The 24154-nt window shown below is 61.8% G+C and carries 18 protein-coding genes; all 18 read right to left on the bottom strand.

The features are described 5' to 3' along the window. Positions 1-13: 13 nt before the first annotated feature. Positions 14-964, bottom strand: coding sequence for a TIGR03756 family integrating conjugative element protein (locus HHL15_RS08360; protein WP_076600384.1), 951 nt, complete (start codon positions 962-964; stop codon positions 14-16). Then, positions 961-1413: a TIGR03757 family integrating conjugative element protein gene (locus HHL15_RS08355; RefSeq protein ID WP_076600385.1), complete on the bottom strand. Its 453-nt coding sequence runs from the start codon at positions 1411-1413 to the stop codon at positions 961-963. The genes HHL15_RS08360 and HHL15_RS08355 overlap by 4 nt, the downstream gene beginning before the upstream one ends. Before the next feature lie 167 nt (positions 1414-1580). Continuing rightward, complete coding sequence (gene radC, locus HHL15_RS08350) at positions 1581-2075, bottom strand: RadC family protein (RefSeq protein ID WP_076600386.1); 495 nt, start codon at positions 2073-2075, stop codon at positions 1581-1583. A gap of 194 nt (positions 2076-2269) precedes the next feature. Next, positions 2270-3022, bottom strand: coding sequence for a DsbA family protein (locus HHL15_RS08345; protein WP_076600387.1), 753 nt, complete (start codon positions 3020-3022; stop codon positions 2270-2272). Positions 3023-3035: 13 nt separating this feature from the next. Beyond that, entirely contained in the window at positions 3036-5924 is a 2889-nt protein-coding gene (locus HHL15_RS08340) for a conjugative transfer ATPase (RefSeq protein WP_076600388.1), read from the bottom strand. Then, positions 5924-6358 carry a TIGR03751 family conjugal transfer lipoprotein gene (locus HHL15_RS08335; RefSeq protein WP_076600389.1) on the bottom strand — a complete coding sequence of 145 codons (435 nt, stop codon included), beginning with the start codon at positions 6356-6358 and terminating at the stop codon, positions 5924-5926. The genes HHL15_RS08340 and HHL15_RS08335 overlap by 1 nt, the downstream gene beginning before the upstream one ends. Further along, complete coding sequence (locus tag HHL15_RS08330; protein ID WP_076600390.1) at positions 6339-7802, bottom strand: TIGR03752 family integrating conjugative element protein; 1464 nt, start codon at positions 7800-7802, stop codon at positions 6339-6341. Before HHL15_RS08330 ends, HHL15_RS08335 begins: the two co-directional genes overlap by 20 nt. After that, positions 7792-8712, bottom strand: a complete 921-nt coding sequence (locus HHL15_RS08325) for a TIGR03749 family integrating conjugative element protein (protein ID WP_076600391.1) — start codon at positions 8710-8712, stop codon at positions 7792-7794. Before HHL15_RS08325 ends, HHL15_RS08330 begins: the two co-directional genes overlap by 11 nt. Further along, positions 8709-9398: a PFL_4703 family integrating conjugative element protein gene (locus HHL15_RS08320; RefSeq protein ID WP_076600392.1), complete on the bottom strand. Its 690-nt coding sequence runs from the start codon at positions 9396-9398 to the stop codon at positions 8709-8711. Before HHL15_RS08320 ends, HHL15_RS08325 begins: the two co-directional genes overlap by 4 nt. Then, complete coding sequence (locus HHL15_RS08315; RefSeq protein WP_076600393.1) at positions 9395-9868, bottom strand: TIGR03750 family conjugal transfer protein; 474 nt, start codon at positions 9866-9868, stop codon at positions 9395-9397. The genes HHL15_RS08320 and HHL15_RS08315 overlap by 4 nt, the downstream gene beginning before the upstream one ends. Positions 9869-9880: 12 nt before the next feature. Further along, the gene (locus HHL15_RS08310; protein ID WP_076600394.1) at positions 9881-10246 is read right to left on the bottom strand and encodes a TIGR03745 family integrating conjugative element membrane protein; all 366 of its coding nucleotides are present in this window, start codon (positions 10244-10246) and stop codon (positions 9881-9883) included. Between the two features lie 23 nt (positions 10247-10269). Further along, entirely contained in the window at positions 10270-10509 is a 240-nt protein-coding gene (locus tag HHL15_RS08305; protein ID WP_076600395.1) for a TIGR03758 family integrating conjugative element protein, read from the bottom strand. Next, on the bottom strand, positions 10506-10805 hold the full coding sequence (locus HHL15_RS08300; protein WP_425290199.1) for an integrative conjugative element protein, RAQPRD family: 300 nt from the start codon (positions 10803-10805) through the stop codon (positions 10506-10508). Before HHL15_RS08300 ends, HHL15_RS08305 begins: the two co-directional genes overlap by 4 nt. A gap of 314 nt (positions 10806-11119) precedes the next feature. Further along, on the bottom strand, positions 11120-16393 hold the full coding sequence (locus tag HHL15_RS08295; protein WP_076600397.1) for an FtsK/SpoIIIE domain-containing protein: 5274 nt from the start codon (positions 16391-16393) through the stop codon (positions 11120-11122). Further along, the gene (locus HHL15_RS08290) at positions 16390-17916 is read right to left on the bottom strand and encodes a hypothetical protein (protein WP_076600398.1); all 1527 of its coding nucleotides are present in this window, start codon (positions 17914-17916) and stop codon (positions 16390-16392) included. The genes HHL15_RS08295 and HHL15_RS08290 overlap by 4 nt, the downstream gene beginning before the upstream one ends. Next, complete coding sequence (locus HHL15_RS08285; protein WP_076600399.1) at positions 17909-19756, bottom strand: hypothetical protein; 1848 nt, start codon at positions 19754-19756, stop codon at positions 17909-17911. The genes HHL15_RS08290 and HHL15_RS08285 overlap by 8 nt, the downstream gene beginning before the upstream one ends. Before the next feature lie 31 nt (positions 19757-19787). Next, on the bottom strand, positions 19788-21788 hold the full coding sequence (locus HHL15_RS08280) for a hypothetical protein (RefSeq protein WP_148577569.1): 2001 nt from the start codon (positions 21786-21788) through the stop codon (positions 19788-19790). Beyond that, entirely contained in the window at positions 21742-24078 is a 2337-nt protein-coding gene (locus HHL15_RS08275) for an ATP-binding protein (protein WP_139335880.1), read from the bottom strand. Before HHL15_RS08275 ends, HHL15_RS08280 begins: the two co-directional genes overlap by 47 nt. Positions 24079-24154 lie beyond the last annotated feature (76 nt).

Genomic DNA, 24154 nt, shown 5'->3' with positions numbered 1-24154 from the left:
CATCGCGGGCACCTCACTGGAAATCAACGCTACCGAGGAAAACCTGCCCACGGCGCTGGCAGCAGGCATAGGGCCGCCACAGCGCCCAGGCGTAGTCGCCTTGCTGCGCTTGTACGCGCGTGTTGCTGTGAGGGAAGACGGCACAAGTGCTGGAAAGTGTGGGCGTCAGTTCCTGCCACTTGCCGGTGGAAGCGTCGCCCTCCATCAACGCCCCAGCCGGCCAGTAGCCATCGCGCGCATTCGCAAGCAGCGGCTGATAAACGTGGATCTGACCACGCCGGGTCACGATGTCACCCGCGCGCTGCACCACCACCGCGCCGCTCTTGTAGTCGTCGGTTTGATGCAGGAAGCCGCCGCGTGGGTAGACGCTGCCCCACAGGTTGGCGCTGGCGTAGCTTCCGATCTCACGCATACCGGGAATGAGCGCTTCCGGGAACACCATCTCGGGGATGTAGTAGCGCCAGGCCAGCGTGTCGAGCGTGCTCAGCAGGTAGGGCATGAAGGCTGCGCCGGCTCCCTGACAGGTGTAGCCGGAAGCGCTGGCGAACTGGCTGAACACCGAGCCACCGGGATGCCCGATCACATCGGCGTTCTTGAACTTGGCGAGGTTGTTCTCGTTGTCGTGGTTCGTGGTGCCATCGCCGCCGGCCTGCGCCATGGAATTGGGCGTGCTCATCGCCCGCACTTCCCCCCACGGGTTCGCGCCGGTGTTCGAATAGCTGGATACCACCGCATCGGGAACGTAGTGGCGAACCTTGACCGAGGTGCGTACCGAGCAACCGAACATGGTGCAGAACAACCAGTAGCAGACACCGACAACGCGGTATTCCAGGCAATCAGGCGACAAGGACGATGAAGTGATGGTCGCCGTGTTCAGCGCGAAGCTCGACGTGGCTCCGCATAGCAACAGCGAAGCCATGACTGTCCGCAAGCGTTGGGACGGCGCTGTTGACAGACGGGTCATGGCCGCGCGCTCCGATAGGCATCGATACGGGCGGCGGCACGCGCCACGTTGGGCTCGCCGTAGATCACGTAGCGTCGATCGACCACCACTGCGGGAATCTTGACGATACCCAAGCCCCAAGCTTCGGCAACATCCTGGTAGGCAAGCCCAATGTGGCGTTGCAACGTCTCGTTGCCCTCACGCAATCGCTGCTGCATGATTGCCTCGGCCCGCCCCGGATCGGCCGGTAGCCCCGTCGACAGTTCGGCTTCGATCCGGGCTGGGAGGTCCAGTTCTATGACACGTTCACCACCCATGCGCTGGATCGGGTGACGGCTGTCGGTTACGACCAGCACGTCGGCCAGTGCTACCCCGCTCAACAAGACCATGCACAACCCCGTCACCACTACGGCAGCCATGGATTGCCACGACGGTGAGCCAGGAAGAAAGCCGTGAGATGAAAACAGCATGTCGCGCCTCCGGGGGGTCGATACAGGCTGTAGTCGAAACCAAGAGCGTGTGCGGAGCGACAAAGAATCCGTTGCCGGGGAGTCCCCATTTTTCAGGAGTGCTGCAAAAGTATGGGAGCCCGAGGGCTCCCATTGGGATGAACGGCGGATGCCGGGACAGCGGGGAGCTACAGCAGACCGGCCTCAGCGAAGGAGTACGGCTTGCCCTTGCCGACGATGAAGTGGTCCACCACCCGGACATCGACAATGGCCAGAGCGGCTTTGAGTCGATCCGTGAGCGAGCGATCAGCGGTCGAAGGCTCGGTCACCCCAGAGGGATGCTGGTGCGCCAGGATCAGCGCCGACGCGTTGAGGGCCAAGGCGCGCTGGACGACCACCCGCGGGTATACCGAGGTTTGGTCGACTGAACCCTTGAACAACGGCTCGTAGGCGAGCACCTGGTGCTGGCTGTCGAGGAACACGACAGCGAAGACTTCGTTGGGCTCCACGACCAGTTTCAGGCGCAGGTAGTCACGCACGGCGGCAGGACTGTCCAGCAACGCCCCGGCTTTGAAGATGCGTTTCTCCAGCAAGTTAATGGCCTGCTGGATGATCCAGCCTTCGTGCTGGGCGGCGATCAGGGTAAGCGACTCCGGGCGGGAATCGGCGACGACACAAGACATGGCGAACCTCCAATGGATGAGATTGGAGGGCGTATGCCCCAGGAGGGCAAACCCTCCAAAGGACGACGGGGATGGAACAGAGGAAGAAGAGGCATCCACCGCCACAAACGCGGCGGCTGTTCGCAGGCGAGGATGCGAAGCGAACGGGTTCGATCAGTGCGGTCGAGCCGCACCGTAGCCTTGAAGATCGATGGCTACCTGGGCATGTCGCCGACAGAGTCGGCTGGCATTTCCTTCGATGGCAAGCCGGTGGTGCCGCTCGCAGTGAGCAGATCGAGAGCAGACAGCAGAGCATCGCCCTCGACGGAGCCGTGCAACAAGAGAGCCTTGCCGGTCTCCCGGTCACGTAGTTGCAGCGCCGGCGTAGCGGAAACGCCGTTCTTTACCGCCTCCTCAACCTGGGCGTGGATCACCGCGTCGGGCCGATCACTGGCGAGACACTGCTGCGCGGCAGGCGTGAGGTCGGGATAGCGCAGCCCTTCGGGCAGCCCCTGCCCGTCGCCACGCGTGTTCGCGTAGACCCAGTCTACGGCCTGCCAGAACGCGGCGGGGCCGCCGGCCTCACCGATGCACTCGACCAGGCGTGCCTCGGCGGAGGCCGCCGGTTCATGCATGGCCAGCGGCAGGTGATGCCATTGCCAGCTCATTTCTGGATGTCCATCGATCCAGTGCTTGAGTACCGGGAAATAGGTTCGACAGAACGGACACTCCAGATCGGCATACTCAACCACCGTGAAACGCGCATCGGGCCGGCCATAGCGCCAGGGTGGCCTGGATGGTGGTGAAGGTACAGACGGCACCGTCTCTGTGGAGCTTAGAGGGCGGGTTTCAACTTGTGCCGTGGCACGCGGGCGCAGGAAGGACAAGGCGGCGAGCAGAAGCAAGGCGGCTGTCAGCAACGCGAGCAGAATGAAACGGCGGGATCGTACGAATCCGGGCAGGTGCATTGCCGCCTCCCCGTCACGCCAGCGTATCGAGCGCCAGCGACTCGATGCCGCGGGCATGGTCGATTTTCTCGGCCACTTTGAAGGCGGCATCCAGCTCGCCGATGCCGTACTGCTGCATCAATTGGTAGCGCTCGGCCTTCTCCTCCGGCTCGGTTTGGGCCAGCGCTAGGTACAGACTGGGCGGCACCGCGCGGAACAGCACCTCCATCGACTTCGAGAGGATCACGCCTTCGCTAAATTTGCCGGCCTCCTTGCGGGCGGAGAGCATCAGCGCCTTCTGCGCCGGGTTCAGCTCGCGGAAGCGCGCGATCTTCTCCACCTCGTCCGGGGGCATGGAGAGGCAGATCCACCACTCGATCATGTTGAGCATCGGTTCGGCCGCCTTGGGCAGGTCGTCGATGTTCTGGGTCGCCAGCCAGTACCAGGCGCCGAGCTTGCGCCACATCTTGGTGATCTTGACCACGTAGGGCGCGAGCAGCGGGTTCTTGGTGATGATGTGGCCCTCGTCGGTGACATTGATGATCGGTCGTCCGAGGAACTGATCGCGTTCGGCGATGTTGTTCACCGAGTTGATGAGGCTGATGTAGGCAATCGAGAGCTGGGCGTTGTAGCCCTCGCGGGCGAAGGTCGCCAGGTCCACGATCGTGATATCGGCCTCGGGCCAGGGTGTGCCGGGACGGTCGAACATCTCGCCGTCGACACCCTGGCAGAACATGTCCATGGCGTCGGCCATCTCCAGCAGCCGGGTGCGCCGTGCCTCCGGCAGCGTCGCATCGCGGGCGCGTTCGCGCAGCGCGTCGCGCACGTCGCGCGTGAGCACGGTGCGCTTCTCCGCCACGCAGCGCTGAGACGCATCGAGGATGCACTGGCGGATCAGGCTGCGGTCGGCGCGCGTCATGCGAGCCTCTTCCTTGTCCTCGCCACCGGTGATCATCAGCCGCGCGGTAATCTCCAGTTCGCCCAGCACGTCGCGCTGCTCGTCGGCATCGGCGACCTGCGCTACCTCGTCGCGGTCTTCGTCCAGGTCATCAGCATCCAGCGTCTGCACCTGGCTGGGCGTTTCCACCAGGCGGTGTGCGTCGGCGAACGGGGCGAGGCTGACCCCTGCGCCGGGTGCGAGCTTTACGCGATGCACCGTGAGGCCCAGCCGCGCCGCGAAGTCGCCGAAGAGGCCGAAGCTGTTGCCCGCCTCGACGATGAAGAGGCGCGGCCGGTAGATCGCCGTCACCTGGTTCAGGATGTTGTTGAGCGTGGCGCTCTTGCCCGAGCCGGTGGGGCCGAACAGGAACAGGTGCGCGTTCATCTGCCGGTCGAGGCGATTCAAGGGATCGAAGGTGATCGGTCCGCCGCCGCGGTTGAAGAAGGTGATGCCCGGATGCCCCGTCCCCTGGCTGCGGCCCCAGACCGGCGCGAGGTTCGCGGCGTGCTGCACGAACATGAGCTGGGTGTACCACTGGCGCCTGTCGAGGGCCGGGTCGAAGATGCAGGGCAGCCAGCGCAGGTAGCTGTTGAGCGGCGCCACCTCGTCTTCCTCGCGCACCGGCTGTAGACCAGCATTGAGCATGACATTGACCAGTTGCAGGCCGCGGGCGTCGAGCTGCGCCAGATCGCGCCCGCGCAGGAAGAACGCCAGCGCCCCGCGATAGAGCTTGTGCGCGCTGCCGATCAGGCTGCGCGCGTGCTGCACGTCCTGGCGGGTCTGCTCCGAAGCGAGCGTCTCGCCGACCGACTTCCTGCTCAGGTGGTTCAGGTACGCTTCCAGCACGTCCTGGGGCGTGGCGACCAGCGTGAGGCACATCACCGTGTCTTCCGGCATCTGGTCGAACAGCGCATTGACCGCATCACCGCCCTTGCGGGTCTCGCCGGTGATGTGGCCCGTTGGCGGCGGCATGCGCAGGCGGTCCATCACGATCACCCGGTGTGGCATGCCGTCGAAGAGCCAAGTGCCGTTGCCCACGTCCGAGCCCGGCTGGCCGAAGAACAGGCGTTGCGCGAAGTCGCCGCTGGCCAGCTCGATCTCACCCTCTTCCGTCTCCTCGGGATAGCGGGTCAGCGCATAGAAGCGCTCCCGATCCTCGGCGCTCGGCCCCAGCAGCGTCGGGTGGGGATTGAACCAGCGCAACAGCCAGTCGTGGATGTCGGCGGCGTTCATGCGCCGCGCCTTCACGCCCGCGTTCGCGAGCCCGCCGGCGAGCCGGTCGCAGATCGTGGCCAGGGCCTGCCCGGGGGACTGGCCGCGCCGCGACGACGCGGTGGTCGGGGTACGCCGGTAGACCACCATGCGCACGCGCCGGACTTGGCCGCGCCATGGCAGGCGTGTCACCGTGGTGTCCTCGAACAGGCCGCCGGGCTTGGCGATCGCGCGCAGGTGGTGGGCGAAGAAGCGCAGGTAGAATTCGCTGAAGGCGCTGCCCCGGGCGCGTGGCCGCACGTAGCTGGCCAGCCCGCGCAGATAGCCGTCCCAGTTCGCCTCGTCCTGGGCGTAGAGCTGGACCACCCAGGGGTTCTCGTCGAGTTCGTCGAAGGAGTCTTGCAGCGCGTTCTCCAGCGCATCGCGCGCCTGCCACAGCCAGGCCAGTTCGCGACCCTCGGTGCCGACCGGCGCCAATTCAAAGAACGCGGCGACCGACTGGCCGTCTTCCAGCAGCATGCACTTCGACTCGTTCAGGTATTCCACCCAGGGCAACAGATCGGCGAAGGACGGGGCCACGCCGTAGAGCGCCTGGGCGTCCGCCTCGGTGGCCGGCTTGCGGCGGCGGACGGCCAGCGCACTGCCGGGCTCGCTGATGCCATGCGTAGCCAGCATCGACACGTGCCGCGTCCATGCGTCGTCGGCATCTGCCTCTGCGCCGGCTGGGGTTTCGGCCGGGCGCGCCTGCAGGAAGGGAACGGACCAGGTCATCAGTAGTCCTCCAGACGCTCGCCCGGCATGGCGTACTGAACCCGCTGGTAGAGCGGAAACACCGTGGTGTAACCGGGCACCGGCACGGGGTCGGTGCCGGCCAGGTGCGGCAAGACGTACATCACCAGGTCCGGGTTCGGCAGCCGGTGGAACTGGCGGTAGATTTCGTTGGCCGCCGTGCGGGTGTAGGCCGCATTGTTCGCGGGCGCGGCCTGCACGTCGGCCTCGATCAGCGGCCGGCGCAGGCCCTGGCGCGCATCGAGCAGTTGCCGGGCCGACTGGCCCCCGCCAGCGCTGCCGCCGGTCTCCTGGTTCCAGACATCTAGCATGGTGTGATCGCCATGCGGCAGCACCTTGTCCTTGCTGGTGGCACAGCCGCCCAGCGCCGTGGCCACGAGCATTGCCACGACCGTATCAGTCCAGTTCCGACGCATGGGCGCCTCCGATGCGGTGATTGACCCGGCGCCCCTTGGCGTCGTAGTCGATGTTGAGGGGCTGCTCCAGGTGGACGGCGACCTTCGCGCCGGGCTGCACGTAGATGGCGGCGAAAGCCTGGCCGTAGAGCTTGTTGACCCAATCGGCCATGTCGCGCACGCCACCGGCCAGGATGCGGCCCATGGCCTCGTTGCCCGAGATGCCGACCGTGCCGAGCGAGCCGTTGCTGTTGGCGACCACCGCCATACTGCCGTTGTCGGACTTGATCAGCGAGGCCGCACCGGCACCGGCCGCGGTGATCAGGGCCTGCGAGCCGAGGTACTGCTGGGCGTTGCTGCGCCGCTCGCCGGAGACGCAGGGGATGCCGTAGGGATCGCTGATCCAGCCCAGGCCGCCCTGAGTGGCACTGCCGCCGGTTTGGCCGCCGTTGCCACCCTGGCTGCGCGAACTGTTCTCCGGCACGGTGCGGATGGTCCCGTCCTGGAACACGAAGGTCACGCTACGGATCTGTCCGCGCACGCACGAGAGCGTCCAGTCGCCCGAGGCGGTGCCGCTGACCACGGCGCCGGCCACGTCGGGGATGTCGATGCCGTTGGCGGTCAGGTTGTCCGGCCCGATCAGCACCTTAAAGGGGTACGGGTCATTGACCGTGCCGTCGATCGGCACGCGTCCGATCAGCGCCGTCATGGCAATCGACCCCATCAGCGTCGAGTTCGACGGCACCGTGTAGACCGGCTTGGCGGAGGCACCCATGGCGCGGCTGCCCGCATCGGCGACGGTGCTCGCAACGCTGTCGGCCGTATTGGTCAGGGCTTTCTGCGCGGGTCCGAAGCTGGTGGGAAATGTTGGGCCGCTGCTCGCGGCGCCGTTCTTCGGTGGCTTGGCGTCGTCCGGCTCCACCCAGCGCGTGCTACTGCCGCGAGCGCCGCTGCCCAAGCTGCCGCCGAAGTTCTTGCCGTCGCCTTCCTCCAGGCCCAGCCCGACAGGCAGATCGGCCTGGCCGCCCTTGCCGGTGAGGCCATCAAGGCGCCGCTGCAGGTCCTGCAGCAGGCTCTGCGTCTGCTGGCGGTCGCTGGCGACCTGCTCACGGTCCTGCTGCAGGCGGCCGCGCTCGCCGTCCAGGGCAGTCTGGATGCGCTGGTCGACCGCGCTCTCGCGGGCGCGCATGCGTTCGTTCTCGGCCTTCTGGTTCTTGTTGTCGGTGAGCGCGGTCTGCAGCTCGTTGCGCAACTGCTTGACCTGGGCGACCAGCGTGGCAACGGTGTCGCGCGGTGTGTCGCCCTCGATGCCCAGGGCCTTCATCTCCTCGGGCGTGAGCGGATTGGCGGCGCCGGGTTGCGCGGGTTTGGCGCCGCGGTCGCCCGAGAACAGCTTGATGCCGACGAAGATCACCAGCAGCGCCATCGGGATCAGCAGCCACTTGAGGAGAGGGTTACTCTTCATCGCGAGCGCCTCCTCCTTCGGCCTGGCCGGCTGCGGCTGCCGGCGGCAGACTCACCGCCGCGTCGATCGGCGCGACCTTCGGCAGCAGCGACTCGGCCAGGCCATGGCCACGGGTGACGAGGTAGACCACGGTGGTGTCGGCCGATTGGCCGGCGGGCCCCAGGCTCGCATGCTGAAAGGTCGCCGCGACGAAATCGCCCTGCAGGGCGCGCGGATCGAGGTTCAGCCAGCGCGCGGAGGTGTTGGTGAGCCTCACGGCCGTCACCCACTGGTCTTCGAGCCGCCATGCGGCCAGCGCCTGTGCGCGCACCGGCAGCGTGGGCAGCAAGGTGCTCAGCGCGAGGCCGCGGCGCAGGTTCACGCGCCCGATGCCGGCGACCGGCTCGACGGTGCGCAGCGGCGCGTACAAGTTTTGCGCGGCATGGCGCGTCAGCACGACCGATACCGGCGTTTCGCGCCGGGGAACGGATTTGTCTGCGGGCGCTTCTGCCTGCTGGTCCGCGCCGCTTGCTGCACTGCCGCCGTAGCGCTTCGCGGGGGCCTCCGCTTCCACGATGCGCACGGGCTCCAGCGCCGGCTGGCCCGCCTTGGCCGGCTCGGCGGCAATGTCGATCAGGATCAGCGCCCCGGATTCGGCATCCTGCAGTTCCAGTCGCGACGGCGGAATCGGCTCGCTCGCGCGCAGGTAGATCGCACCGCCCGCGCTCTGCACCCGCAGGTGCGATCCGATGCTCTCCGGCACGCCGATGCGCACGTTGCGGTCGATGAAGATCACGCGCTCCTGGCCGACCACGAGCGGTACGGCCAGGGGCAGACGCTCCCAGCGCAGGATCTCCACGGCCTGGCTGGTGGAGACGAGCCCCATGCTGAGCAGGAAGCCGGCCAGGGCCGGCAGGACAAGGCGCTTCATGAGGCTCCTCCTTGCAGGTGGTTGGCTGCGGCGGGCTGGGCGGCCGGCGCAGGTGCCGGCGCCGGTTCAATGCGCTGCGGCGCGCTCGCGTAGCAATCCAGGGCCAGGCCGAAGGGGTTGCGCTCCGGATCGACGTCCATGCGTTCGACCTTCAAGGCGTAGCGCACCAGTGCGCGCTTGACCTGCTCGGAGCCCAGGTACTCGTCGGCGCTCACGTCGAGGGTGACGATCCAGTTCTTTGCCGACACGACCTGGACGCGCGACGTGGGATCGTCGCCGTAACCCCGGCCGGGAATCTCGTAGATACCGCGCACGCGCTGACGCAACTCGCCGTTGCTGCGCCGGAATTCGTAGTCCTGCTGCAGGAACGAGCGGCAACTCGGCGTGAGGTAGGCAGACAGCGCCTTGAGGTTGCGCGGGTAGTCTTCCTCGCCGTTGGTTGGCCAGCGCTGGGCCTGCTGCCAGATGTAGAAGGTGAAGGCGTAGACGCTTTCTGGAGGCACGTCCCACCACTTGCGGGTGCTGCCGGAGCGCAAGTCCGGGGGTACGTGGATGGTCAGGCTCTTCGGCGCGCTCCACCAGCCGAACCCAAGCAGCAGTGCCACGACGAAGAGCGCGGCGGCGCCGAGGCGCAAGGTCTTGACGTGCGCCCGCAGGTGCATGACTTCGTTCTTGAACCGACTCACTGGACAGCCCCCCTGTCACTGCGTGACGCCCTTCCCGAGGGAGGATGGGCAGCACCTCGACGGATGGACGTGGAAGGCCGCTGGCGCCGCGTGGTCCACCAGCCCGAGCGGGTGATGAGCTGCCGTCCCCCCACGTGGGCCGCCAGGGCAGGATAGCGCAGTGCGAGCCGCCACTGGAGCTGGCGGTACAGCCAGATGTCGGGCCGGCCGCGCTTTTGCCGGCGCAGGAAGCCGCTACCCGCAAACACGCCGAGCCCGATGCCGACGACGATCAGCGTCGGCACCATGGCGATGCTGTGCGTGAGCCAGGCCAGCGGTATGCCGGCCAGAAATCCAGCTACGGCCGACAGACCAGCGCAGACCCACAGCTCGTCGGCGGTCAGTCCGCGCACGACCACCGGGTGGCGGTTCAGGCGATGCGGCAGGAAGGTCACGAGCCCGTCGCGCGGACTCTCCGGGGAGCCGGCCATCGGTGCCGGCCCTCAGAGCACGCCGGTGGCCTTGGTCAGCAGCCAGATGCCGACGACCAGCAGGATCGCGCCTACCGCCACCGTCAGGCCGAACTGGCCCCACGTGGTGCGGCCGGTGTGGATTTCGGCATAGCGCGTATAGGCGTGGTAGCAGACCCCGACGAACATCGAGGCGACCACGAGCAGCGCGATCAGCAGCACGATGTCGTAGCCGTAGTTCTGCAGCGTCTGCATGATGCCGCTGCCCGCGCCGCGCGACGGGTCTTCCATGGTCGGCAAGCCGGCAGCGAACGAAGCCAGCGGCGTGGCCGCGATGCCCAGCGGAGCGAGTACGGCGGCAATGCGCGCGGCGCGATGAGAAGTCGAAGAAGGGTTCATGGCGATTCAACCTTTCGTGGTGGTCAGGACAGGAGGAAGAAACTCAGCACCAGGTACATCGCGACGAAGCGCACGACCACGCCGAGGAACTGGCGCTGGGTCAGCCGGTTCTCGGCCCAACCGACATAGGCGGTACGCATCGCCCACACGCCCCACAGCAACAGGATGGCGAAGACGAAGCCGAGGACAACGGTGGAGACGGTCACGGGCGTGAAACCGCCGTTGGCCTGGAAGGCGGCGACTTGATCGGCGGAAGGTGTCATGGCAACGGCTCCTGCCGTTCATCGCTGCGTACGTAGTCGCCAGCCAGCGGAGCGGGATCGCGTGGTTGGGCACGCTGCGGGACGAGGTAGTCCTGCAGGCCGGCGCGGATGCGCTTGAGGTCGGCGCGCAGCCGGGCGTAGTTGAAGTGGTAGTGGGCACGTTCCCGCGGAGCAGTGCTGGCCGCATGCTCGGCCAGACGGTCGATCAGGTCAAGCTGGCGTACGAGTGTGGCAAGTTGCTCGCGCTCTGGCGCGTCGTCGGTGGCATGGGCAGGACGCAGAACTAAGAACGACACAGCTAATGCTAGTGGCAAGCCTGCCATCAAGCGAGGCCATGCTAATGTGCGCCGGCAGGTCTGTCCCATCGTGCCATTCCCTCTTGAAGCGAATGGCTAAATGCTGTGGCACGTTTTCGCTTCGCGCCGCAATCAATGTGGAACACCGCATGACCATGTTGTCACCGACTGGCATATGGGAGCCAATGCGTGTTCGGCAGGAGGAAGGCGGCGGCCCGCAGGAGCACCGAGATGTTGAGTACCGCCGGGCCCTGATGCGGCTGCGTCAGGGCGACTCCGAGGTCGCGTGCTCGAAGCTGATGGAACGGACTAATCTAGGCGGCCGTGTGCTCTTTGAGCATTTTCTTGATGAGCGTCTCGACGAATTCAATGTCGACAAATGGAACTTGGGCGTAGATCACCTCCCTCTCACCTTCGAGTTTCGCTAACAGATGACCTTTGCCCAGCAGACGTTCCGCGCCTTTTTCGCCAAGAGCGATTTCGGATGTTCCTTCCGAGTCGACACGCAGAATCAGGCGATTGCCCAAATTTGAGCGCAGTTGCATCGGCATAACATTGGCATCCGGCCGCTGGGCGGCGAAAATTAGATAGATGCCCGCGGCTCGAGCCTTCACACCGAGCCGCTGAACGATTGCCGACACGGCGTCCTTGTAATCTTCCGTCAGCATCCATTCGGCGAACTCGTCGTGAATGAGCCAGATGACAGGCAGGCGTTCGTTTGCTGCGACCTTGGCATTGAAGGCGGCCAGATTGGATACGCGCGTTTCCTTGAAGCGAGCGTAGCGGAGGTCCATTTCGGCCACGAGTTCTTCGAGCCGCTGAGTTGCCAAGATCTGATCATCGATGACACCGCCGTCGATATGCGGCAGCCTGTCGAAAGCGAAATAGTCAACGCCTTGTTTGGGGTCAATCAGGACGATCTTCGCTTGTTCCGGTGTGTTGGTCGCGGCGATCCCCATGATAATGTTCTGCATCAGCACGGACTTGCCACTGCCGGTGCTGCCCGCGATCAGCGTGTGTGGCGCATGGTCTTTACCAGGTGAGAGGAACAGGGGAGCGCCCGAGTTTTCTTGCACTGCGATCATGAGCTCTTGATTACCCCAACCGTTCGAGGCCGGTGACCAATCGGACCAAAGGGAGCGGATATCAATGATCTGGCGTTTGGGTCGCTCCACCGCGACGATGACGGCACCGGGTTCTGGGCGGACCGAGATGACGTTCAGTCCATAGGTCGTCAAAAGCTCGGACCGCTTCTTCAAGACCTGCTCGACAGTGAGGTTGGCGTTGCCGGCGAACCGCAATAGCGCAGAATTGGGCGTAAGAGCGGACTCGATCAATTTGGCCTGAAGCTGTAACTGCTGCAGGGCGCTGCGCGTCGAAAAGGCTGTTTGCTTGAGCCATTCCCCTTCTTCAGGTGCGATAGTGGCCACGTGGAGCGCCGACGCGAGCAAATCGGCGATCTCCGAATAGGCCCAATGAGCTTGCGCCCGTGTCGGCGAAGAATCGACGGGTAACGGCACGCTATCGCCAGGGAGCGGCGTGTGGAACAGATTTTCGATGCTCGGTTCCGTTGGCGCTTCAGCGGGTGTGTCCGGCGCTTCAGGAACAGGGAGTGCAGGCAGGGGCGCCGGTCTGCGGACAGGCGCGCGATATGCACTGCGGAGAAAGGCAACGCCGGAGCCCGGAGCACGCCAGGTTGGCTCAAAGTCCATATGGTAGAAACCCATGCTGCGCCGGACGTCGGCGGTGCTCTGGTTGTGCCAGTAGGCCATCAAGAGCTGCTTGAGCGCCTTGCGGCCGATGATTTCCTGATAGGCGTAGCGAGTGTCGGCGACCTCGGTTGCGATCGTGAGATCGTCGGCGTCGGACGAGGTCGGAACGAAGACATGAGATAGGCCTTTGAGGTGGACCTCGCAGCGGCCCTCGCGCATAGCGCGGCGCCATTCGCCGAGATCAATGCCGCGGGCGGCCGGGATGCGGATGCCGTCAAGCATGAGGTCAGCCAGCCGAGCTAGCCAGGATTGGCGGTCGAGCCGCTCCGGATCACCGAATATGGCGTCTTCTAGGCGCTCAAGCGTATCGCGCAGCTGTTTTTGCGATTCTTTGCGCTTGGCGGCCAGGCTCTCGATCTCGACGTATTTCGCTTCGCTGACAGCGAGCGTGATTCGCAGTGTGCCTTCTTCGGCGACTTGGGGGCAGATTGCGAGCAGATCGGCGATCTGTTGTTCGCGCTGGCCAAGCCAGGACGCATAGTCATCAAGAAAGTACCAGCCGATCAGCTGATCGGCACCCAAGTCGTCACGCAACATGCGGCGGCTCAGCACGATGCCCATGAGTTCGCTGGCGCTCTGGCCGCATGTGGCCGCACGCAGCACGATGTCACCCGACACATCATTAGCGTCGTCGATCAGGCGATCGGCCAGTGTCCGCACCTCGGCGTCGGTCAGCGGCAGCTGCAGCGCCTTGAGGCGGCTCATAATCATCGAGCGCAAAAGCGTCATTGGCGCCCGCGAAGAGATGATCAGGTTGCGCCCCTGGGTCGAGATCTGCTTGTAGCGTATGACCCGGACCTGGTGGTTCATTAGCTGACGCCGGTCGAGAAGCTCGTCGAAATTGACGACCCAATTGCCTAGGTCGTGGGTCTCTTCGAAGATGCGCTTGGTCCGGCCGTCGGCAAAGTCGAGCTGGCGAACGGGCAAAAACCGTTTGGATGTCGATTCATCGCGGTCGCCTTTGAAAATGCTCGCGACGGCGGAGATATAGGCCCAGCCCTCGGCGCTTTGTACCGGGCAGCATAGGAAGACCGCTGACTTAAGGTCGTCTCTGGCGGCCGGCCGGCGGCGCGACCAGCGTGACGGCAACAGCTTGCGAATGTCGGCTGGTTCGCCTTGTTCGAGATACCATTCAAGTTGCGCGTGACGCGATATGACATCTTGCGAAAAGACGATGTCGTATGGATGGCCGTCTTTGGGGTTGGGCGGCGGCGCCTGGTCAGCAATCACCGAGATCCGCAGGCGGGCCATGAAGTCTTGAGAAGCTTCACTCGCGCTATAGGCGTCTGCCGTAGCTTCGGAGCTCAAGATCGAGCAATAGATGTTACGAAGCTTCTGGCTTTCGATGTGGCGCAGCAGAACTTGGCATCGAACGTCGTCCTCGTCATCCTGCATGCCGCCGATCTTCGCCACGACCGCCTGAGGCAGCCGCGCGGAATCGCAATTAAACAGTACGACCGACAGGTTGGAGCGTTCGTGCGGTTGCAGGGCGAGATAGCGCTTGACGAGGTCATGGACGCAGGAGCCGCCCTCAGCTGGGCTTTCATTGGTGTCGTTCTCGCCTTTGGGGTCGGCGACGGGAGGTTCATGCAGACTGTAGTCGGCGACCACGTCGCTTACCGTAAGGAATTGTGGGCCGTCATTCGTCCAGATCGACACAATCTCAGGGTATAGCGCGTGCTCGAAATCATGAGCGATATCCCGGAAGAACAGCTTTGGATCGCCCTCTGCCTCGATGCTGCCGAGAACCTGACTGACGAGATCGACGGCAAGCTTAGACTTTCGCCATATGGCGACCAGACGCATCGGATGCCAGGGCGCGACGACGGCCGCCGGCCTGCCGCCGTCGATCGGCGCGACACCAATCATGAGCAGTGGCTTGAGCAGCTTGTCGCGATTGCGATCGCCCTTGGCGAGTGTTAGGACGGTTTCGAGCAGCGCAGCGTACGCTGTCGTCTGATTGAGTACGGAGTCGGCGCCGCCTCCTTTCGTCGAGAAGTCGACGATTGCGAGCTTGTAGGCACTTTCAAAGGCTGTAAAGGCCTCACCCAATGTCTTGGCATCCTGGGCGGAGAGATAAGCTTGATCGACGCACTCTTTGACATTGTTGCGCCAAAGCGCGTCGAGATTCCGGTCAGGTTTGGCCGCTGGCACGAATGAGCCGCGATCACGGTCGAACGCCGGCATGAACGTCTTTACGTTGGCCAAATCGATCGATTTGTCAGCGGTGAATTCGCGCTGTGTGCGGCAGGCCGTGAAGGGATTTTGGGTCAACCGCCCCCAGTCGTCGACCAATTGGCTCGCGACGCATGAGGGGTCGTAGCGCCAGATCAGCTGCGTCGAATGCTTTTGAATGCTGTCCCCGTCGGTCGTTGTCTCCAATTCGACGACGAATTTGAGCTGAAGCGCCGGTTTGGCGGTGGACGTGTTGAGCTTGTTCTTGGCCTTGTCGCCCTTTTTCCAGTCGGAGACAAGCTTGTCGAATTCGAAGAGATCGCCGACATCCCAATCGATCATCCCGCCGAACAGACGACGCAGGCCGGCGTAGCGGTGCGCGAAATAGAGACCTGCTTCATAGTTGAGAGATCGCAGGTCTCTCTTAGTCGCGGATTCGCATTTGATTTTCAGCTTGCGCTGATCGCCTGGCGGCATCCGGTTGTAAAGTGGCTCCATAACCGCGCAAATGCCGGCGATGAAGTCGGTTGTTTCGATGGGGCGGCCATATACGAAGCGATCCCAAGCAGACTTCAGCTTCTTGTCGTCTTTGATTTCGCTACGGTGGGCTTCATAAAAATCCGTGTCTTCATCGATTTTTTCCGACCGCTTGGACAAGAGCTTGAGATATTCCCGCTCCTCATCCTCAAGCTTGTCTTCTTCTAGCTCACTGAAGTATTCAAGTGTGTTTTTGCCAAGGTTGAATTTCTCACGCTGCAGGCCATCGAAGATCGGCTTTATTTGCTCCCAATCTTGTTCTGCTAAAGCTTCGGCCTGGGCGTTCCAGCCGCTGGGCGCCCCGATAAAGGCTTCGATCGCGGGATGACAGGCATTCGGGATCTGGTGCGCAACCTTTTCGAACGCGTTGCGCAGGTCTTCTTCGCTGAGCAGGAGCTGGCTTGAGGTCTGCTTGAGGAGCAGCCCGGATCGCCTCTTGTGAGCGTTGTTGAATTGCTGCTTCCATGCAGATGCATGTCCGCGCTGGCGCTCTTTGAGGCTTCCGAAGCACGCAGGGTCGTTAGGAAGACGTAGTGCCGGCATTGCGGCGCCCAGCGCATCGATGATGGGGCGACCCGCTTCCTCGTTTTCTCGGCGGGTGCGCAAGATGTAGACGGCAAAGCGGTCGATCGAGACGATTCGAAGATCACGGAGCCCAGTCAGGGCTTTTTCCCACCATTTTTGCTGTTCCTGGGCGATAGGCAGGCCTTTTGAGGCCTCGCGAACCCAAAGGTCGATGCGCTCCAGTAGCTCAGGGGGGCCAAGTTTCGCAATTTCACGAATCGAGGCGTCTTCACCATGTTCGTGTTCGGCAAGTAGATAGGCGGCCTTCGGACAATCAGCGTTTCGATAGAAGGTGGCGCTTTCGGTCGTCAGAGTCTCATCGGGTAGGCCTTGGCCGCTCACAAGCGAGGTCGGTAGCTTGATGTCGATGCGCTCTTTGAGAAACGGATCCGCGAGCACGGCGCGTGCGACGGCTGCGACCTGTTCGGCGCTGAGATTGAGCACATACCGCGCAGTCGACTGCACTGCGCCCGTATCGGCCTGGAGTTCTTCGCGGAGATAGGCGGCGGCGACTGCGCCGACGAGCGAGGCTACGTTCATGCTGCGGATCTCCGCAAGGGATTTTCGACATAGGCGCAGGCGTCAGAGAGCCGCCGTAGCATGCCGATAGTCTTGAGGCGATTTTCGAGCCGCGAGGCATTGGCTTGAAACGCGCGCTTGTCGAAATCTTCCGTGGTGATGGCGAGCTGGCCCTCCTGCTCCCCAAAGACGAGGCCGTAGCGGTCGTAGAGGCGGCCAAGGAATTGGCCGTAGTCCATGCGCACCGGAACGTTGGCGAGGATTAGGGCCTTGAGAAGTTCATCGGTTGGTGCGTAGCGCAGCCGATTGGTGCCGCGACGCGAGACCAGCCCTGCGCCTCGTCCGAGGCTGTTGTGGATGTTGGCCGTATGCTGACGATGGCGCCGCTGCGCTGTGTGACGCAGATTTTCGAGGAGAGCGTCAGGGTCGACTGGGCCGGTGTAGTCCTCATCGGGCCAACGCACTTTTTCTCGCATGATTTCACGGCATGCCACAAATCCCGACTGCTCTGCCGCCGCTGCGATCCACTCCGACGAATTGCCGATGTTTCGCACATAGGTATCGACAGCCGAAAGCGACAGTTGGTTGTTCGCGATGTAATTGCCTGCCGAAAGCTCGCGAACCAGCGTCTTCTTGGGCGCGACAACTTCGCAAATGAAGTGGGGTTTGGGCTTGTCACAGACGTGGGCGGCGACCTGTAGCTGATAAAGGGTGATATGAAGTGCTCCAAGGATCGTCAGGTACGGATAGGCGTCGAATCTCGGGAGCTGGAGCTCGAGAACGGCCAGCCAATCCTGGGCCAGCACCTCAAAGGCGGGATGCTTGGCGTAAGGCAGGTAGCTGCCGCTTCGCGTATGCCGCTCCTCGGCGATTTCCGGTTGGAGGAGTTCGGTTAGGCGATCGCAGGGATCACGCCGCTCGAACAGATGTGCAAAATGCCGCGCGAGCTCGGGTGCGGCGCTTGATCGCGCGAGCATCTGATAAAGCAGATCGCCGTTGCGCGTGAAATTGATGTATTCGCGGTTACCCTCAGTGTTGAGGTCTTCATAAATCGCATGGCGCCCGAACGGAAATACGAAGCGCGAACTCCATCTCTTATTCATGCTGCTTTCGATCGTCGCAGAGCGCAGCATTTCGATGACTTTGACGAGCTGTTCGAAGTTCTGAAATCTGTTCTTGAGGTAAGAAAAGTCGCGGTGGGCGACCATCTTGGCGTTGCTCTGCATCCACTCGAGCCATTTAGCCCATCCGGTTTCGTTATCGGGATAGAGATCGGCGAGCTCCAGCAGCTTGTCGTTGTTGAACAAGAGATTACGCAGATAGGGCCGTTGCGCCGGCCGGAAACTGAATGGAAATTGCGTCGCGTCAGCTGCGAATAGCTGTCCGGTTGCATGAGAAGCTTCTGCGACCGAGAGAAATTCGAGGAATAGGAGCCATGGGTCCTGCTCCCACAGTCGATGGCCCCAGATTTGTTCGTCGAGCCACAGGTCATTGTCATCATGATAGCTCGCCGGTGGCGGAGGAAGCTGGACAATGTCAGTCATTTGAGAGCTCTACAACTTGGTCGATGGCATTGCCGGTGGTATCCAGGGCAAGGAGCCGGAATATCAGGCCATCATCATCGTCCAGCACATGACGGTCGATCCCCGCAGCCGAGAGAAGAGCGCTCTTGAATGCCAGCAGATCCTCATAGCATTCGCGGGAGAAATTGCCAGGTAGTGCGCCTTCGCTCACGCGCATGAGGAATTCGTAGCGCGTGAGGTTGAGGGCCAGCGATCTCGTTTGTCCGTTGGGCAGCGTCACGATCAGATGCGGAAAGTCGCGGCACAGGGATATTTCGACTCGCTCCACACGCCCGTGGGAGTTGATGGCGACTTTGTCTTCGAGCAGTTGGCTAATCTTGGCGCCGGAGTGCGACAGACTGGTCGCTAGCAGCAGCTCGCTCTTCGTCGTGGTAAGGAGTCCAGTGAAGATGCGGTTGAGCCCATTTACGAGCTTGCTGACTGTTTGACGCGACACACGCCTGCCGTCGTTTAATGGTTGTGCGACATCGCGCAGATATTCGCCAGCACTATTGAATACGGTTAAACACCAAAGTTTCAGTTCGTCGGCGTGGGCATCTGGAATCTTGAAAAACAAGCCGCGCCTCTGGTCAATGAGCATGTCTAGGAAGGGGTGCCGTTCGCCGTTTTGCGCCTCTGGCATCTCGATATAGCTGCGTTGCTCGCCGCGATATCGTTCGGTTGCACCATAGAAGCCGTCGGCCTCGACCAGGTCATGAAAATATTGGCTGACGTTCTCGTCTTCCGAACCGAAAATCAGGATGTTGTCGATCCGGTTCGTGGTCTCAAAACCGATGCCAAATCGACTGAGATAGTCGAAGATTTCCTGTGCATCGCGTTTCGCGCTCTTCAGATTGGCACCGAAGAGATTGGCGAAGAGACTCGCCTTGTGGGTTTCTCCAGCGGCGAGGATCTTGGCCACGTCAGATGCAGACATGAGACCGTCCTTGGCTGCGGGATGGCCCAGGATAGCGTTGGCAAGCAGTAGAAGGACGCGCCGGACCGGGGTGTGGAGCTCGTTGAAGTCCAAGAGTTGGAATAACGCCACGAGCCGGGTACGCACGAGCGGGTCGCGCAAAAGCTCAAAATTGTGCCGGATCGGACATCCGGGACCGAAGAATCCGTTCGGTTGCGCGGCGGCATAGCAACTCTCCCAGCCCTCGTGGCCAAGGAGTGCGTCGAGACAGAGTGCCAGTACCGTCGCACTGGGCACTGCGCTGAGATTGAAGAAATGCAGGCGGTCGGTCGGCTCTGGATCTTCGTCATTCATGAGCCGGGCTTCGAACAACGCCAAGGCGCGCTGTGAGGCAGCATGGTTGCCTAGCTTTCGCCAGTTTTCGACGAGCGGCCCGTCATTGGCGGCGACCAGGAACAGATTGGACGAGGGCTCGAATAGCGCGGAGCTCAGTTCCTGCAGAAGCTGGGCCTTTGAGCCGTCTGGATCGTTCTTGCAGAACGGCGTCAGGTCGCGAATGAGATGGAGTGTGTAGGCGTGGCCATTGATGGTCACAGGCAGCTTGTAATAGGACATATTGCTGGCCCAGGCGTCTGGTGAGCCTCCCAACGCCTCCCATACTTGGTAGCAGAGGTAGCTCTTGCCGTCACCGGCTGTGCCGGTGAGTATGACCACGCCGCCGTGGCCTTCTTTGCGGTCGGTGAAGGAGGCGAGTACGTCGCGGCTGAGCGGATGCTCGAAGGCAATGGGTGTGACGCTGAGCTTCTTCGACCAGCGTCGAATCTCCTCGTCGTACATGTTCGCGTTGCGCGCGAGAGGACCATATTGCCTGACGAAGCTGATCCATTTTTCGGCGTCGATCGTCATTATCCCTTTTCCAACAGCGTTAAACTAAGTATCAGAGCTGCTGCTCATAAGGCGTTAAGAGCAGCACGATCATGGCGTCCGTCAGATCCTTCGGTATGGTCTTGTCGAAGACGCAATGGATGGCAGTCGGTGGCTTCTTAAGGCTTGCCTTTCTCCATGCCCGTCCAAGGCTCGCCTTAATCTGGTCACCGCTCTCAAAGCTCACGCGCTGTACCGTCCCAGCTGCCAAGTGCTGCTTCAGCAGGTTGGCTTGGCTGGAAGCTTGAGCGTCTGCCAAGTGTGCGCGGTCCAGCTTGCCCGAGAGCCATTCGCCGAAGTCCGATGTCAGACTCAAGGTCGTCGTTGTCGGAGGCTTCTTCTTCGATGTTGCGCCGCCGTCGACAGGGTCTGGCTTGGGCATATGGCGTCCTTGCACGATGATCACAGAAGCCCAAGGCTCTTTAGTGGCATCAAATTCCTTCTGGAACCCATCTTTGCCTATCAGGACAAGCTTTGCGCGATACGCTGTCACCGACGGCGGCGCAACAGGCTGACCGATCCGCCCGACGCGCTGAGTTAAGTCTTCTTGACGTGCAAGCGCAGCAACTGGCTTCAATCGAGCCAGCCGTTTGATGCCACCCCTGCGTTGGGACAGTTCCGCCAATTCCGGGGTCGTGGGGTTCACCGGATCCCAACTCGCCAGGTAGTACTTTTGCCCCTCGCCGAAAGTCATGCTGACCAAGTCGACCGATCCGTACGCCGTCCGATAGAACGCGAGTGCCACGTCGCTGATCTCTTGCGGAACACAGCGCAGGCACAAGACCACGGTCTTCTGACTGGAATGGGGTCTTGCGAGGTCACAGCTCTGATCAACCACGAGAAGGAACTCTTTCGGTGTGCCGTCCCCGTTCAATCTCGCGAAGAGGTCACCCAGTTGGACCGGCGAACTCTTGGTCTCTGGGAGGTCGTCAGTGATATCCAGCCGCATCACCGAGCGCACGTGCATCTCGGCCAGTCGACTGCCGGGCGGTACCGTCCCGGGAAACGCGCTGTGCCCAATCAAGTCTGGCAGTTGCGCCCCCAAGGCGCGCACTCCCGCGTCCTCCAGCAGACCGCTCGCGAGCGACTCCGAGACTAACCATGACAGGTAATCAGGCAGCCTAGCCTCTTCGACAGCAAGCTCAGCTTCATGAAGCAGCGCGATTTCCGAAGGCTCGATCTTCGACAGATTCTGCCGCAACGTCATCGCTGCACGAATGGCACCTAGCCAGAACTCGTCGAGCATGTGCGCCCAAGACTGTTTGCCATGGTAGCCCTCAAGCATGCGTCTGAGCTTCGGCATGAGCTGTTGGGGGATCTGGTTCTTCTCGACGAAGCAGAAGAAATCCGCCCGAAGCCCCGTTCGTTCCTTGAAAGCTCCCTGCTGTTCTGCAGCCCCAGGCCTCGACGACATCAGAACAACCAACGGGTACTGCTTGAGAGTACCTTTGTGCCTCGCATCAATGATCAGTTGAGCAAGCTGCGCGGCGCGCGCTAATGACCGCTCTGGATCTCTCTCGTCTTTGAGGTAGAAGTCCAGAAAGATGACCTGGTATCCGGTAACATCGAGCATCGCGGGGTCAAACTTCGAAACTCGGTTGACGCGCCATTTCTGCTCATTCAAGAAGCCCTCAAGCCCTTCGAGAGCGCCTAGCTTTTCTTCTACGTCCTCTGCATATTTTCGGAAGACGGTTTCAACTAGCCAGGACCAAGCTTGCTTCTCTCGCAAAGCCCAAAGCCGGGCCACAGTGGCCGTGTCTTGAAGAAGCTCATCAAGGTGCTGCGGAACTGAGGGATCAAGCTCTGGGCGATGAAACTCCCTCTTCACCTGCGTCAACCGCTTCGGTACATCGAGTAGGGTGTCGCGAAATCGAGATACCGCTTCTCCATCAATATCGACGGGATCAGCCGATGCATAGGCATCGTCGATTACGACAACCTTCTTTAACGGCTTGACGAGCGCTTCTTCAAGAGCCTCCATTCCTTGCCCCTCTATAGCTGACAACGAATCCATGATGGATCCGGTCTTCATCGGCTTCCGCAAGTGCGATTTCCATCGCATTACCTTCCGCAAGCTTCTTCGCGATATACAAACCCATCCCGCGCCCTTCGCCAGAAGGCTTGGTCGTGAAGAACGCATTGAATACTTCATCGCCGCGGTCTTCTGAAATCCCAGGACCGTTGTCCAAAACGGTGAGTGTGTTGGCAGCCCTGTCGATGCTGAAGCTGATGATGGGCTCGAACCTCGTCGTCGTCGCAAGCAATTTGAGCCAATAAACCGAGTTGGAGATGAAGTTTTCTACGATCTGCAGAAGCTGCCCGCGGACGGCCTTGATCAGCACGGGCGTCTTGCCTAGACCGGTCAGGTCGACTCGGATTCCATGACGCCCACATTGAGGTTCGTGCATTTCCACGACATCCCGCAGCATCTGAACTAGGTCAAACGATTCCTTCCTTTGACGCCCCGGCGTCGACAATGGATCTAGGATTCGGATCCGCCTCTCGAGAGTGCTCAGTTGATCTCGCAGATTCCGAAGCTGGCGGTTTTCGGTAGCGTTGCTCGGCTTGTAGGTCTGCAGCAGCTTCAAGGCGTTTGCGGAAAGGCGCGCCAATTCATGGAAGATGAACTCCGTCATTAGGCCGACGCCCGCGAGATGGACGTATTTGTCAATGTCCTCCTCATAGGCGCGCACGGTCATCTTCGAACGCTCCCAGGCTTCGGACATGTCCGTCATGCGAGCAAGCAGGGTGTTGATCGCCGCGACGTCCTCCGGAGCCTTGACTTTGGTCCTCAGGTGTTGGACCTGTTTCAGCGCCTGTTTCTGGGCTTCCTCCAGGCGCTTCTCCAGCTTCGGAAACTCCTTAGCCGCCGACTCGTCCTGTGCCCCCTCAACAGCGTTGAGGTAGCTCTTGAACTCGACCACCAAGATGTGGCGCAATAGTGCGATCAGTGCTGCTTTCTCTTCCGTGTCGCGCAAGCCTTCCCGATTGGTCTGATCCTGCAGATGTGGGTTGCCACGACTGGAGATGCGGACCGCACCGACCAGCTGTTTCCGATTCATTTTGTAGCCCTGCGTGGCCAACGCAATGCCGTCCAGGTCGAGCCAGTCGTCACGCGCCTCTGCGTACGGATATACGCGATAGTGATCGCGATAAAGCAGTAACCCTCCGCCCCAGTGAGTCAACCACTGCAGGGCCGCTTCATAGCCATCAGGCTTATCGAGGCGAAGCTTCTGCCGGTTAAACCAATGCGCCTCCATCTCAAAAGGGCCTAGGCTCGCTAGACCCTGCATCAGCGTACCCGCTGGACGGAATGCCTCGCCCGTCTTTGGACGCTTGCCCTTCAAAGTCAGTGCGCTGAGAAGATGCATCCCCTCCAGGCTGAAGGTCTTGCTCTGTCCGTAGGCCTTGTAAGTTACCTCACCCGATAGGACAGGTTGCCCGTCGGCATCGAGCGCGAAACTCGCCGAGCATCGTGCATGCGCGTATGCGAGCTGACGCGTCTGAAACGAAGGGATGTCGACTGACTGCCCATTAAAGTACAGTCGCACATTCGGGCGGCTGAACGAAGTCAGGAACGGATCCACCAACTTGGCGAAATCTGTCTTCGCAAGAGACTCCATCTTTTCGATCGACCACTCGCTCGTCAGGTTCGACATGCGGATGATTGTGCCGTGATCAGACGCCTTGTTCTTCTTCGGCCCGACGTTGGGAGCTGCAGGGAACTCGTCTAGGTTGAGGTGTGGATTGCGTTTGATCGTGGACCAGTCGATCTTGAGTTCATGCAGCGTCTTATCGCCCGTCTTAGACGTCAAGACGTGAAGCTGATCGCCAAGGCGCACGGCGGAGAGGCGGCCGATGCCCTTTTCACCAAGCACCGTGTGGGTGCTGTTGCGCATTCGATCGTCCAGGCGGTGGGTGGTGCCAATGGTGAGATAGACGCCACCAAGGTCCTCGAACGACATGCCGCCACCGTCGTCAGTAATCTCGACCCAATTGCAGCGTGTGTAGGCGGCATCTAGTGCCTGGATGTAATCACCATTTGACGGCGACAGCGCCTTCTCTAGAAATGCATCACGGTCCGCCTGCGCTGCCGTGGGCTCCATGCCGGCCTCGAGCATTTGCCGAACCGTATCCCGAGAGAGACTTTCCTTCTTCTGGAAAGATCGCTCAAGGCTCTGGCGAATGCCGAGGTATTCACTGCGCGGTAATGTGACGCGAACATGTACTGCAATGCGCGTGGCCCGCGCATCTAAAGAGTTCTTCACCAACTCGTAGATAGCGATCTGGTCGGAGCTGATCAACTCAGCACCGAGTTCAAGCAGGACGCGAGCCTTGACTGTTATACCCACAGACAATTACCTACCGGTGCAAGAGCTG

The sequence above is a fragment of the Zoogloea dura genome (assembly GCF_012927165.1).
Lineage (GTDB): Bacteria > Pseudomonadota > Gammaproteobacteria > Burkholderiales > Rhodocyclaceae > Zoogloea > Zoogloea dura.
Note: the sequence above shows the minus strand (reverse complement) of the source record. Positions and strands in the feature narration are given on the sequence as shown.

Coding starts and splice junctions, on each gene's coding strand:
- HHL15_RS08305 (WP_076600395.1), bottom strand. CDS start 10,509: ATGACACCTTCCGCCGATCAAGTCGCCGCCTTCCAGGCCAACGGCGGT.
- HHL15_RS08325 (WP_076600391.1), bottom strand. CDS start 8,712: ATGAAGCGCCTTGTCCTGCCGGCCCTGGCCGGCTTCCTGCTCAGCATG.
- HHL15_RS08335 (WP_076600389.1), bottom strand. CDS start 6,358: ATGCGTCGGAACTGGACTGATACGGTCGTGGCAATGCTCGTGGCCACG.
- HHL15_RS08280 (WP_148577569.1), bottom strand. CDS start 21,788: ATGGATTCGTTGTCAGCTATAGAGGGGCAAGGAATGGAGGCTCTTGAA.
- HHL15_RS08310 (WP_076600394.1), bottom strand. CDS start 10,246: ATGAACCCTTCTTCGACTTCTCATCGCGCCGCGCGCATTGCCGCCGTA.
- HHL15_RS08315 (WP_076600393.1), bottom strand. CDS start 9,868: ATGGCCGGCTCCCCGGAGAGTCCGCGCGACGGGCTCGTGACCTTCCTG.
- HHL15_RS08295 (WP_076600397.1), bottom strand. CDS start 16,393: ATGAACGTAGCCTCGCTCGTCGGCGCAGTCGCCGCCGCCTATCTCCGC.
- HHL15_RS08290 (WP_076600398.1), bottom strand. CDS start 17,916: ATGACTGACATTGTCCAGCTTCCTCCGCCACCGGCGAGCTATCATGAT.
- HHL15_RS08330 (WP_076600390.1), bottom strand. CDS start 7,802: ATGAAGAGTAACCCTCTCCTCAAGTGGCTGCTGATCCCGATGGCGCTG.
- HHL15_RS08340 (WP_076600388.1), bottom strand. CDS start 5,924: ATGACCTGGTCCGTTCCCTTCCTGCAGGCGCGCCCGGCCGAAACCCCA.
- HHL15_RS08360 (WP_076600384.1), bottom strand. CDS start 964: ATGACCCGTCTGTCAACAGCGCCGTCCCAACGCTTGCGGACAGTCATG.
- radC (WP_076600386.1), bottom strand. CDS start 2,075: ATGTCTTGTGTCGTCGCCGATTCCCGCCCGGAGTCGCTTACCCTGATC.
- HHL15_RS08355 (WP_076600385.1), bottom strand. CDS start 1,413: ATGCTGTTTTCATCTCACGGCTTTCTTCCTGGCTCACCGTCGTGGCAA.
- HHL15_RS08285 (WP_076600399.1), bottom strand. CDS start 19,756: ATGACGATCGACGCCGAAAAATGGATCAGCTTCGTCAGGCAATATGGT.
- HHL15_RS08345 (WP_076600387.1), bottom strand. CDS start 3,022: ATGCACCTGCCCGGATTCGTACGATCCCGCCGTTTCATTCTGCTCGCG.